10 protein-coding genes are annotated in these 12,247 nt (G+C 39.2%); 2 read left to right on the plus strand and 8 right to left on the minus strand.

The features are described from left to right. Nucleotide 1: 1 nt before the first annotated feature. Nucleotides 2–2,293 (plus strand): response regulator, encoded by a 2,292-nt coding sequence (locus H6G69_RS12340; RefSeq protein WP_190686684.1) that lies wholly within the window; start codon nucleotides 2–4, stop codon nucleotides 2,291–2,293. 231 nt (nucleotides 2,294–2,524) lie between these two features. Here the strand turns inward: H6G69_RS12340 and H6G69_RS12345 are convergent, their stop codons facing one another. Together H6G69_RS12345 and H6G69_RS12350 are read right to left on the minus strand one after the other, a co-directional pair. Next, the gene (locus H6G69_RS12345) at nucleotides 2,525–3,085 is read right to left on the minus strand and encodes a TIGR02281 family clan AA aspartic protease (protein ID WP_190686686.1); all 561 of its coding nucleotides are present in this window, start codon (nucleotides 3,083–3,085) and stop codon (nucleotides 2,525–2,527) included. Between the two features lie 275 nt (nucleotides 3,086–3,360). Continuing rightward, complete coding sequence (locus tag H6G69_RS12350; RefSeq protein ID WP_190686688.1) at nucleotides 3,361–4,134, minus strand: nucleoside phosphorylase; 774 nt, start codon at nucleotides 4,132–4,134, stop codon at nucleotides 3,361–3,363. Nucleotides 4,135–4,237: 103 nt separating this feature from the next. Between H6G69_RS12350 and H6G69_RS12355 the strand changes: the two genes are divergently transcribed. Next, nucleotides 4,238–4,993, plus strand: coding sequence for a class I SAM-dependent methyltransferase (locus H6G69_RS12355; RefSeq protein WP_190686690.1), 756 nt, complete (start codon nucleotides 4,238–4,240; stop codon nucleotides 4,991–4,993). Nucleotides 4,994–5,015: 22 nt separating this feature from the next. Here H6G69_RS12355 and H6G69_RS12360 read toward each other — a convergent pair whose 3' ends face one another. The 6 genes from H6G69_RS12360 to H6G69_RS33650 form a co-directional block, all read right to left on the minus strand. Further along, a complete protein-coding gene (locus tag H6G69_RS12360) occupies nucleotides 5,016–5,933 on the minus strand; it encodes a type I restriction endonuclease (RefSeq protein ID WP_190686693.1) in 918 nt (305 codons plus the stop codon). A 326-nt stretch (nucleotides 5,934–6,259) separates the two neighbouring features. Continuing rightward, nucleotides 6,260–7,543, minus strand: coding sequence for a nitrogenase iron-molybdenum cofactor biosynthesis protein NifN (gene nifN / locus H6G69_RS12365; RefSeq protein ID WP_190686696.1), 1,284 nt, complete (start codon nucleotides 7,541–7,543; stop codon nucleotides 6,260–6,262). Between the two features lie 106 nt (nucleotides 7,544–7,649). Continuing rightward, the gene (locus H6G69_RS12370) at nucleotides 7,650–8,987 is read right to left on the minus strand and encodes a nitrogenase component 1 (protein WP_190686699.1); all 1,338 of its coding nucleotides are present in this window, start codon (nucleotides 8,985–8,987) and stop codon (nucleotides 7,650–7,652) included. Nucleotides 8,988–9,428: 441 nt separating this feature from the next. Next, nucleotides 9,429–10,406 carry a nitrogenase iron protein gene (nifH, locus tag H6G69_RS12375; RefSeq protein WP_190686702.1) on the minus strand — a complete coding sequence of 326 codons (978 nt, stop codon included), beginning with the start codon at nucleotides 10,404–10,406 and terminating at the stop codon, nucleotides 9,429–9,431. Nucleotides 10,407–10,794: 388 nt separating this feature from the next. Then, nucleotides 10,795–11,928, minus strand: a complete 1,134-nt coding sequence (locus H6G69_RS12380) for a substrate-binding domain-containing protein (RefSeq protein WP_190686705.1) — start codon at nucleotides 11,926–11,928, stop codon at nucleotides 10,795–10,797. 103 nt (nucleotides 11,929–12,031) lie between these two features. Then, nucleotides 12,032–12,205: a hypothetical protein gene (locus H6G69_RS33650; protein WP_206757644.1), complete on the minus strand. Its 174-nt coding sequence runs from the start codon at nucleotides 12,203–12,205 to the stop codon at nucleotides 12,032–12,034. Nucleotides 12,206–12,247: the final 42 nt, after the last annotated feature.

The raw sequence follows: 12,247 nt of genomic DNA on the forward strand, positions 1-12,247 counted from the left end.
CATGTTACGCATTCTCCTAATTGACGACAATCCGCACGATCGCTTGCTGGCGATTCATGCCTTAGAACGAGAATTGAGCAACCTACAAATCCAGCAAATTGCTCGTCCCCAAGAATTAGAACAGGCATTGTCAGCTGGAGAATTTGACTTAGTAATCACTGACTACGAACTACGGTGGAGTAATGGCTTAAACGTGCTGCGAGAGATCAAAAGCCGCTTTCCCGAAATTCCTGTTGTCATGTTTACTAACAGTGGTTCTCAAGAAATCGCTGTAGAAGCGATGAAATCAGGCTTAGATGACTATGTAATTAAGTCACCTAGTAACTATATGCGTTTACCTGTGGCAGTTCGTCTAGTCTTGAGACAAGCACAGACTCAACGTCAAATCACAGGTTTAGAAACGCGCTTTCAAACTTTGCTTAATCAATTAAAAGTCGGTGTTTATCGCATCACCGCCGATGGTGTTGTCTTAGAAACTAACGCAGCATTTAGGCAATTGCTAGGTTTAAATTCAGTTGACGAAATTCCAGTTAATCAAACTTTAGAGCCTTATTTTAGCTCTGAAGATTATGCTCATCTGTTAGCAGAATTAAGCACAATTACAGATGTTCGAGAGCGTGAAGCACTTTTACATCGTACCGATGGCAGTACAATTTGGGTGCGGATTAGTCAGACTTCTCTAACCGATAATCAGACGACAATCATCAATGGCATTATTGAAGACATTACTGAACGCAAACTAGCCCAAAAAGCCCTGCAAGAAAGTGAAGCTAGATTTCGCTGGCTATACGAATCGAATGTGATGGGCATCTCTTTTTGGAATATGAATGGTCAAATTACTGCTGCCAATGACGCATATTTACACCTATTAGGCTATACAAGGGTAGATTTAGAAGCAGGCGGGTTATGTTGGCGAGACCTTTCACCCCCAGATTGCCGAGATGTGGTAGTAAAAATAATTGAAGAACTGAGAAAATTTGGGATTTCTACACCTGTAGAACACTACTACATTCACAAAAAAGGTTATCGAGTGCCAATTCTCATGGGTTGTGCTTTTCGGGAAGGTTCTCGTACTGATGGTTTTGCTTTTGTGGTTGACTTAACAGAACGCAAACAGGCAGAACAAGAACGGGAAAGATTGCTGAAACGAGAACAGACAGCCAGGGCGCAAGCGGAAGGAGCTAACCGCGTCAAAGATGAATTTTTGGCGATTTTATCCCATGAGTTGCGATCGCCACTCAATCCTATATTAGGCTGGTCTAAGTTGCTCAGTAGCCAAAAACTTTCTCAAGATAAAGCCTCAGAAGCTTTGGCAACTATCGAGCGCAATGCCAAGTTACAAGCTCAACTTATAGAAGACTTGTTGGATATTTCCCAAATCTTGCGAGGTAAATTGAGTCTAAATATTGCCTCTGTCAATTTAGAGTCAATTATTCTGTCTGCTTTAGATACTGTGCGTTTAGCAGCCCAAGCCAAATCAATTCAACTGCAAACCAACTTATCAGCCGATATTGGCACAGTTTTAGGCGATACTGTGCGGTTACAACAAGTCATTTGGAATTTGCTTTCCAATGCTGTTAAATTTACTGCACCTAGTGGTCGTGTAGAAGTTCGCTTAGAACAAGTTGGTAGACAAGCGCAAATTCAAGTTATCGATACAGGCCAAGGAATCAGCCCAGATTTTTTACCTTATGTATTTGACTACTTCCGACAAGCCGATAGCCAAACTACTAGAAAGTTTGGTGGGCTAGGACTTGGGCTAGCAATTGTTAAACATTTGGTAGAACTACACGGTGGCACAGTTTGGGCAACTAGCCCCGGCGAAGGGCAAGGAGCGATTTTTACTGTCAGAGTGCCATTAATTGCCAATCAAAATCAACAATCTCAAAGTGCGGAACAGTTTGATAATTATCAAGAATTAACTGGCATTCGTATTTTAGTTGTGGATGATGAAGTTGATTCACGGGAAGTAGTAGCTTTTATTCTCAAAGAATGTGGCGCAGAGGTAATTGCTGTAGCCTCTGCAACTGAAGCACTCCCGGCTTTAAATCAATTAAAACCAGATGTTTTAGTTTGTGATATTGGGATGCCACAGGTAGATGGTTATATGCTGTTGCGTCAAATCAGAAATTTGCCAGCAGAACAAGGTGGGCAAGTACCAGCGATCGCACTTACAGCTTATGCGGGAGAATCAGATAGGCAAAAAGCACTTCTAGCAGGTTTTCACAACCATGTCTCTAAGCCAGTAGAACCGAATGAATTAGTCAAGTTGATTGCTAGTTTGGTGAGTTAGAGACTAGAGGTTAGTATTTTTACTCAGCACTCAGAACGGGCTAAACGCCCCGCTACCGCTAACAGCACTCAGGACTTAAATAATTGGCATTGCTGATTAGTGGGATGTTTTTTGTTTCGCGCATAGACGCGGTAGCGGCTTCTCGAAGAGTAGGCGCAAAGGCGCGAAGAATCAATATTTTATTTTTGTTAAACATCTCAATTCATCCCGCATTTATGCAACGCCAAATAATTAACGTGGATGAAATTCTACTTCTGTGGCTAAAATTTTGATGTCATAATTGCCAAAGAAATCATGGCCAAGTAAGCCAATATCTGCTTTAGGTGCGATCGCTACTTCTAAATTATTCGCTACTACTCCACCCGCAGCTATAGACTTAACTTTACCTGTAGGAAATTGTATTTGTGTCCCATCAGCAACTTGAGCTTGCAATATTCCTGTTGGTTTAATTTGCAGAGTATTGGCCATTTTTTGCGTAATTAAAGTGCCGTTTGCACCTGTATCAACAATCATTTCAAAGGTTTTTTGATTATTGAATTTGACCTCAATTACTGGAGTTCTGCCAAAGCGACGTTTAATAGGAACTTTAAATACTCGTTCATCGGAATTAGCTTTGTTGCCAGTACAAAGTCTCGCCAATTCAACAGTTGCACCAGAGGGAGTCACCATAAAACAGGCTCCCAAATCTTCAGCGGTTGCTTTGGATGTAAATGCTGAAATTATCAGCGTTGGCATTACTGCCATTACAGCTATGTTAATGTTCGTAATCCAACGCTTGCCAGCACGGTTCATGTTATTTTGCTCTCCAGTTTGTTAGCATCCTGAAAATAAAATTATTATTAAATATTTAACTTTTTGCTTGAAATAGATGTTTAATTAAACTGCTGCAAAATCAAGCTCACTAAAAGTTCAAAAAAGACAAATATATGGTCTTTTGCAACTTCTGAAAAATAAGTTTTATCCGAATAAATACATATTATCTAGATTTAGTAATTACCAAATTAAAGATTAAGTAAAGACTCGATGAAACTACGTAGCTCAAATTTAAAGTTGGGCTAAATAATGATTTAGTTCAAGTTAGTTGCTGCATTGACAGCAGTTGCGATCGCACAATTAACGGCCATATCTTTTTGTTCTAAAATCACCTGCTCATCAACGGTGCGCTGCGCCACTACGCCACACACAGCCGCCGCAGCAAACTTATATACTCCAGCCATTTTAAACAGCGTACCGCATTCCATTTCATAGTTCAGAATATTTAACTTGCGGTATTCTTCCGTAATACCACGGAGCGATCGCATTAAGTAAGGATTCGCTGAATTAGTTCGTTCCTGTCCTTCATAAAAAGTATCCACCGAAGCAGTGATTCCCAAATGATGCTCAAACCCCAATATTTGCGCCGCCTTTACCAAAGCCACCGTCAAAAACGGGTCAGCCACCGCCGGATATTCCACAGGTGCAATATCATTAGCCGCACCTTGACGACACAAAGCCGCACTAGAAATCACAATACTACCAACTGTTACATCAGGTTGAATCGAACCACAAGTCCCGACGCGAATAATTTGCCGAATTCCTACCTGTACCAATTCATTCACCACAATACTTAAAGAAGGCGCACCCATCCCACTTGTAGCGGATAAGATAGGACGACTATTAGGTAAATATCCTAAATAACTATTAAGTCCGCGATTTGCTGACAACAAACGCACATCTTGTAAATGAGTTTGAGCAATCAAATGCGCCCTTTCAGGATCACCAGATAATAAAGCAATACTAGGAGGCTTTTCACCCAAATCTTCTTGCCCAAACCCAATGTGATAGAAGCGTTTGTTTAGCATAATTTATACATTTAGTATGGTACTTGACAAACTGCTGACTTGATATGATATTGCAAACTAATATAAGTTCCCCAGTATTTATACAAAAATAGGTACGTTTATAATGGTTGAGAATACTGATAAAGCCTGGAACAGGTATGGAGAATTAGACCCATACTTCGGAGTTTTAAGCTCTGATAAATATCAGAGCAAAAATCTTAATGAAGATTCTTATAGGGAGTTTTTTCAATCAGGTATTAATGATTTTAACTCTGTTATTGCTACAGTTCAAAAACACATAGATCCTCATTTTCAGCCAAGATATGCTCTTGAATTTGGTTGTGGAGTAGGACGTATATTAATACCTTTGGCTAAATCATCCATTCATGTTGTTGGTTTAGATGTATCTGAATCTATGCTGGCAGAGGCTAGAAAAAACTGTCAGCTAAATAAACTGCAAAATGTTGAGTTACTTAAATCTGATGATTCTCTGACTGCTATAGCAGGAAGAAAGTTTAATTTTATTTATTCATTTATAGTGTTTCAGCATATTTCCCCCAGAAGAGGTGAAGCGATTATGGCAAATATCATTAAACATTTAGAAAGTAATGGAGTAGGAGTATTGCACTTTACATATCATCAAGAAGTATCAAAATTGCAAAAAACACGAGAGTGGATAAAGAAATATATTCCCTTTGCTCATAATTTGATAAATTTGATAAAATGTAAGGATTTTAATTATCCTTTAATGCTGATGAATCAGTATGACTTAAATAGATTATTTCTGAGATTACACAAGAGTAATATTCACAATATATATGTTGAAATGTCAAATCACGGTGGGCATTTAGGTGTTATTTTATATTTTCAACTTATTTAATAACCATAATTAAATAAATTGCTTATTTTACAGTACAGAAATGATAACGAAGTAACTTTTTAGTATGGATAATGCCCCTTTTTTCAAAGGCTATAGAATGTTTAATTAATTCTAAAAAGCGTCGTTTATCAAAAATACCTTGGATTAGTATATCTATTTCTGTTTCTTGAGGATGGGTAAAGTCTTCACCATCTATGGTGTGCCAAGGTAAAAAATCTTTTGAGTTACAAGTTAATGTGCCAATTCCTGCTCGTTTGCTATATGTAATTACTAAAAAAGCATTATAAAAAAATAATTGGGGGAGATTTTGCATATATTTTTGCAAATTCTCTTGAGCTTTTTTTAAAGTAAATTTTTCAGAATTAGATTGGTGATATATAATTGCTAAAGGTAAGCCGTTAATAAAAATAGCTGCATCTATTTTGTGAGTCTGATTATTTACAACAATGGTAAACGGATGAATTACCAACCAATCGTTATTTAGCAAGTTAGATGAATCTATCAGCCAGACTTTTTCGCTAATTATTTGATTATTGATAGGGTAGGTAATATCAATCCCTTGGGTTAATAATTTATGGAAGTATAGGTTATTTTCAATTAGGTTACTACTAGGTAAAACAGTCAACTGTCGGATAGTTGCTTGAATTGCTGCTGATGAAATTTGTGGGTTAATTCGCTGCAACGCATAACGCAGGCGATCGCTTAAAATAACTTCAGTCAGATTATTGCGTTCTTGCTTGTGTCTTCCAGAGGCGATATCGGCTTCTAGTTCTACTGTGTAGCCAATCACTTCAAACCATGTCAGTAACGACTCCATAGCAACTGATGAGTCAGGACGCGGTTTTTTAGCCAAGCTAGTTGCTTTGGCTATTGTTCTACTTAACTTGATGGGATGATTAAGACTCAAAGACTTGATTTTGAGTCTATGCCGTGTTTTCACCTTGCTTACTAATCTTGGGTGGTATAGTTTCCCTAATCAGCATCAAAGCGGAAATCTGTGATCAAGTTTGTATCAATTGCATCTTTTTACCAATTAGGTTGGTAATATTTTGGTAATTGACAACATAATACCAATTTAAGAAAAGAATGCGACAGATATAGGAATCGTACTTGAATATTGCTAAGTATACTGAGAAACGAACCTTTGTATGGCAAGCTTCTAGCCAATTTGGTTTTTCAGAAATCAAATATGAGTCCTATAGAAATTAGGAAAGTCTTACTGGAGCTAGATTTCTTAATTGCGAATTGCGAATTGGTATAAGATGATTAATACTTAAAAAATAAATTAGCGATATCCAACAATAACTGCTTAGTACCTTGGTAGCCAACTTTAGTAGACAAAGCATTGCCTAAGCGGTCAAAAATTGGGATTCCTTGACGGTAGAGAGGAATATTGAGACGTTGAGAAATTACCGCCGCGTAGGAATTAGCTATTAACAAGTCCGAACCAACTGCCATCTGTTCAAAATCTTCCAAATCACCGATAGTTACACAAGGAATTGCCAGTTTTTCTAGCACAGGAGAACGTGTAGTCACGGCGGTGTGAATTTGCACTCCCATTGATTGTAAAAAAGCAATGATTGACCAGAGTAAATCAGGTTCCAGTGCGACAGAAACGCGCTTCCCACTAAAGTAAGTATGAGTATGCAGCATCAAATCTTGGAGTTGACGGCGTTGGCGGCGGTATTTTTCTGGTACAGGTTGACCGCTAATATCTGCTAAAGCTTGTAAAAATCTATCCGTGGGATCTAGTCCTGTGAGTTCGCTAAAGACTTCGTAAGGTATGTTAAAGCGTTGTTCTAAAATTTTGGCTGCACCGCGCATACTTTCACCCAAAGCCAAAGTGAAGACAGAATGACCAACTTGTTGTAACTGTGCCAAAGTCGTTCCACTGGCGGTGATACCTTTGTAGTCATGATTCCACTCACTATCTAATAAACCAGAAAGGTCAGGGATAGCGATCGCTTGCAAGCCAAAAGCCGATATCATTTCTTTTACCTGTTCGATATCTGCGGGTGTAAACGCAGAACTCGCCAACAAAACAACTTGTCCAAGATGACAGCCGCCAGTGTCTTGCGGAATTTCCTTCACGATACTTTCCACAGTTGCCGCAAAACCATCTTGCAAAGTCCCTTTAAAATCTGGCGTAGAAACCAAAACAATTGGTAAATCTTGTAATTCTGGATAACGCTGGCGCATATCTTTAGTCAAACGCCGCAAATCATCACCTTTAGTTTCCGTTAACCCCGTGGTACATAAACCGAGAATTTCTGGTTGATATTTCTGCACCATCTGTAAAATTGCCTGTTCAACCTTGTCCTCACTACCCATAATGGTAGAAACTTCAGTCATCGCCGTACTAGAAAGGGGAATTGCCTCCCGTAAATGCTGCGCTAAAGGACATTTAGTAAAAGCACTGCAACCAGGAGAACCATGTAATAAAGGCAGCATTCCCTTTAAGCCTAAAAAGGCCAAAGTAGCACCAATAGCTTGACTTTGTTTCAGGGGGTTAACTGTAACTGATGTACTCGTAACGCTAACAATTGCCATATTTCAGTTTGCTGGAAGTTGTATTGATAATTACTTACAAGAAACGAACCACAGAGGCGCAGAGATCACAGAGAAAAGAGAGTTTAATAGGATTTTTGTGTAATTTCTATGATTCAATCTTGTCCCAAGGTGCAGACTTGTTTACCTGTTGCCAAACGGGACTATAGATAGTTGCATATAAATCTTGTGCAGCTGCTAAAATCCCTGCGTAGCTTGCATAAAATTTGGTGTTGATATTCAAAAAAGGGACTTTGGCTGGGATGGCAAGAGATTGTAAATGCTCATCAGCTATAATTGCATCCACTTGATATTCCTGTATTATCTCTTCCAGGTTCTCATTTAGCAAAACTACATCATCTCTATTCAGCCATTGTTGCAGCCTATTTTTATCCGCTTGATTCAATTTTTCCTGAGTGATAGGAATCACTTTCATCCCCAAACTATTCGCAGTAGAAATTATGCTCCAAGCCTGAAAATCACTAACATCAACTATTACCGTTTTATCTGCGAGGTTTAATTTATAAAATATGAGCTTTTCTGCTAAATTATTAACTTCTTCCTCGATTAACTTTTCGGTGCGTTCTTGTAGCTCATAACCACCTAATTGTGCAGCAATATTTTGCAGAAACTCAGTTATATCATCAACACCAGATAATGATGCTTCAATATATGGAATGCCAAACTTATGCTGCATCTTTTTGGCAAAATTTAACATTACCTTAGAAGAAATTAACACATTTAACTTAGCACGATGAGCATAACAAATTTCTTTGTAATAACTCTCTCCGGCAATTTTAGCTAATACTCTAATACCTAATTTTTCAAGCAGAGGCAAGATACTCTTAACTGCCTCTACCATATTATAGTCACTAATAATATTGATGTCGTAAGGTGTTGTAAACTCTGGTTCTGCTGTACCAATTACCTGTTCTATTAAAGTTTCACCCGCTAGACGAATACCTAAGTTTTTTCTCCCAGAGAAACCAGGAGAATCAACAGGAATAATCGGTATCCCTGTTTGTTCATAAGCTTCTTTACAAGCTCCATCAATATCATCACCAATCAAAGCCGAAACACAAGTAGAATAGACAAATATAGCACTAGGTTGATAACGTCTAGCCAATTGCAAAATGGCTTGTTGTAATTTTTTCGCTGCCCCAAAAATGATATCGCTTTCCTCCATATCAGTGGTAAAGCGAACCTTATGCAGCCTAGAATCTGATGATAAAGTGCTGTTATTTCCCCAAGAATTGCTAATACAACCACTTGGCCCGTGAATTAAATGTGCCGCATCAACAATAGAGATAAGAGTCAACATTGCCCCATCAAAAGCACAATCTTCATGAGCTGCTAACGCTGAAGGAACTTGTGTACCAAATCTATCTTCATTGTCTGACATTGAATTTTGAAGATGTCTATTGACGTTTTCTTGATTAATTTTCATGATTCTATTTAGGGTAGTTTTTTGACTAATCTTAAATTTGCTTAAAAAAATCAGACGTGTTTTTATAGCAGGGTACAGGTAACAGGTAACAGGACTAAAAGACCTTTGAGATAAGGGTTGTATGATTTGTTAACGTTCTAATCTATCTTGCTACTGCTATACCTAAAAATATTAGTAAATTTTGATATTTGTATAAAAAAGAGGAGTGGGATAGAAAACATTCCCATCCCCTCAGAAATAGAAAACCAACCAAGTAGAGAAGGAGAAAAATAAAATACTAATTACGCATTAAAAAGTTGAAAAATTTGCGGTGATAACGGTAAAGCGAAAACATCTAAAACAATAAATCAGCTATGAAAATACCTCCCAATATTGATACACTCTTGATGTTAGAGTGGGCATAAATAGCCCACTCAATTATGACTAAGTAACTAACAAATTTTAGTTTTTGTCACTACCAGAAACAACTTCAACATTGCCTTTTTTGAGTGCTTCTAATGCTTCGCCTTTAGCATCTTCTTGCTTTTTAGCAGCTTCTTCTTGAGCATTAGCAGCAGCAATCATTTTTGCAGCATTTTCTTCACTTTCAAGAATACCGAACTCAATCAACAAATCTTCTAGCTCATCCATTTCGATAGGTGTAGGAATGGCCAGATTTTTATTGTTGATAATCTTGTCAGCTAATGTACGATATTCCGACGCTTGATTACTGTTGGGTGCGTACTCATTCACAGTCATCCGGCGTAATTCAGCGTGTTGCACGATGTTGTCACGAGGAACGAAGTGAATCATCTGGGTGCTTAATCGAGATGCCAGGGTGGTAATCAGTTCATCTTCCCGGTCTGTTTTACGACTGTTACAAATTAGACCACCCAAGCGTACACCGCCAGTGTGGGCATATTTCAAAACACCACGCGCAATGTTATTAGCTGCAAACATCGCCATCATTTCACCAGAGGTAACAATGTAGATTTCTTGTGCTTTCCCTTCCCGAATTGGCATGGCGAAACCACCACACACAACGTCACCTAATACGTCGTAGGAGACGAAATCTAGGTCTTGATAAGCTCCGTTTTCTTCCAGGAAGTTGATGGCGGTGATAATCCCACGGCCAGCGCAACCTACACCAGGTTCAGGTCCACCAGATTCTACGCATTTAATCCCTCGAAAGCCTTCAATCACAACTTCTTCAAGTTCTAAATCTTCAACTGCACCGCGTTCAGCGGCCAAGTGCAGAACGGTTGTTTGAGCTTTCGTGTGCAGAATCAAGCGAGTAGAGTCAGCTTTGGGGTCACATCCCACAATCAAAATACGTTGACCGACTTCTGCCATTGCAGCGAGGGTGTTTTGAGAGGTGGTAGATTTACCAATACCACCTTTACCGTAAAAAGCTATCTGTCTAATGTTTTCGTCAGTCATGATGATTTAGTCTCCTAGTAGTGTGTGAATTTGTGTGGGTCTGCGATGTGAAGAGTTCGGACGATGTAGAACGTCGCTGGGGGCGATCGCTCTACGCCCACAACCGTTAAAATCAAATACATATTTGAAGTGTGAAGTCTGAAGTGTGAAGTTTTACTTTACTTTTTAGTAAAGTATGGTCACAATGAAGCACTCACAATAAATTGCTAACAAGGTTACTGTGGAAGTATATTCATTTCAGGCGTTGCATAAATGCGGGATGAATTGAGATGTTTAACAAAAATAAAATATTGATTCTTCGCGCCTTTGCGCCTTTGCGCGAAACAAAAAACATCCCACTAATCAGCAATGCCTCATTTCATACTTCATACTTCATACTTCATACTTTTCAAACAGTCGCTACTACTTCCCCAATTCTGCTAATGTCGTAGCCACCCAGAACTTCTAACTGTGAGTGAACCACACGATGTCCCAAGGTACTCAGCAACTGTTGTATGGGTGCTTCTTCGAGATATTCCTTGAGAATTACTAAGTCGTAGCGTGATTGATGTAATGGGATAAATCCTAACCCGAAGGTTGCAGCGATGGATGCGGTGCTAATACCTGCGTCGGCTAAACCTAACGCCACAGTTTGGGCAACATCTTGATGGCTGGTAACGATTTGGTCAAATCCTTTGACAGCATCAAATGATATCTGCGCTTCTTGCAGTTTGCGTTCTAACAGCATCCGGCTTCCCGCACCAGGTTCTCGATTAATAATGGTTGCTTTAGCTTTGACTAAATCAGATAATGTTTCCCAGCCTTTGGGATTACCAGATTGTACTAATAATCCTTCTTCCCATAAACCAAGGGTAATGACTACTGCTGACTTGTCGGCTAAAACTTCCCGCACAAACGGAATATTATGTTCGCCTGTTTTGGGATCATACAGGTGCATCCCGGCAATGTGGGCTTCACCTCTGCATAAACTGTGCAATGCAGCCATGCTGTTGGCAAAGGTAAAATGGACTCGCAACTGCGGATGCCAACGTTCGGTAGCCCTTGCCCAGAGTGAGATTACAGGTGAACAACCAGCAATTACTACTGTATTGTGCAGTACTTCGAGGTTGTCATCTAAAAGCCGGACTATGACTTTATCTGCACCAATTTGCTTTGCCGCCTCCCCATCAGCAGGTGTCATATCTTGACGGAATGCGTCTTTTCCCACTAAGGGGTAAGCTATCCATTGTCCGCCGACTCTCGCTAGGCTAACGCGCAGAGGTTGATTAATTGTGACAGGTTTGGCGAGAGTTGCTTCAATTTCCGGTAAATCTTGCTCTAACCAGAATAGATCCTCTACTTGACAGCCAAGGGCTTTTGCTAGTTTCAGGGTGATGGCTACAGAAGGAGCATACTGCCCTGACTCTACACCACTAATAGTTTGACGAGTTACCCCAGCAATATTAGCTAAATCTTGCTGGCTCATTCCTAAGCGGGTTCTAATTGACTTCAAGTTGTTGCGGAGGTCACTATCCTGCTTCATTGGCTTCCTTTTTTCTCAACTGTAACTAAGCCGGAGCGGATTTACCTGTATCGGTGCTTGCAAAAGGTTTGCTTTGTTTTTTGCTTTGCCCTTTCGTTTCCCTCTACAGAAAGAATAACATACGTCTTGCTAGTTTTCTTGCTAAAAAATCAAAAATTTTTGCGCTAAGTTGATTTTCCCTGCGTAATGTTAAGAAATTTGAAAGCCAGAATGCTGATAAAATCAGCTTCTCAGGTTTTGCAGATGAAATAAAATTTTTTGGAAATTTTGCTTTCATCTTTTTTGTTTATACCATTTAAGTTGGTAAATAGCTATATTT

The sequence above is a fragment of the Nostoc sp. FACHB-110 genome (assembly GCF_014697425.1).
Classification (GTDB): Bacteria; Cyanobacteriota; Cyanobacteriia; order Cyanobacteriales; family Nostocaceae; genus Nostoc_B.

Coding starts and splice junctions, on each gene's coding strand:
- H6G69_RS33650 (WP_206757644.1), bottom strand. CDS start 12,205: ATGAAAGCAAAATTTCCAAAAAATTTTATTTCATCTGCAAAACCTGAG.
- H6G69_RS12370 (WP_190686699.1), bottom strand. CDS start 8,987: ATGAAAATTAATCAAGAAAACGTCAATAGACATCTTCAAAATTCAATG.
- nifN (WP_190686696.1), bottom strand. CDS start 7,543: ATGGCAATTGTTAGCGTTACGAGTACATCAGTTACAGTTAACCCCCTG.
- H6G69_RS12340 (WP_190686684.1), top strand. CDS start 2: ATGTTACGCATTCTCCTAATTGACGACAATCCGCACGATCGCTTGCTG.
- H6G69_RS12350 (WP_190686688.1), bottom strand. CDS start 4,134: ATGCTAAACAAACGCTTCTATCACATTGGGTTTGGGCAAGAAGATTTG.
- H6G69_RS12355 (WP_190686690.1), top strand. CDS start 4,238: ATGGTTGAGAATACTGATAAAGCCTGGAACAGGTATGGAGAATTAGAC.
- H6G69_RS12345 (WP_190686686.1), bottom strand. CDS start 3,085: ATGAACCGTGCTGGCAAGCGTTGGATTACGAACATTAACATAGCTGTA.
- H6G69_RS12380 (WP_190686705.1), bottom strand. CDS start 11,928: ATGAAGCAGGATAGTGACCTCCGCAACAACTTGAAGTCAATTAGAACC.
- nifH (WP_190686702.1), bottom strand. CDS start 10,406: ATGACTGACGAAAACATTAGACAGATAGCTTTTTACGGTAAAGGTGGT.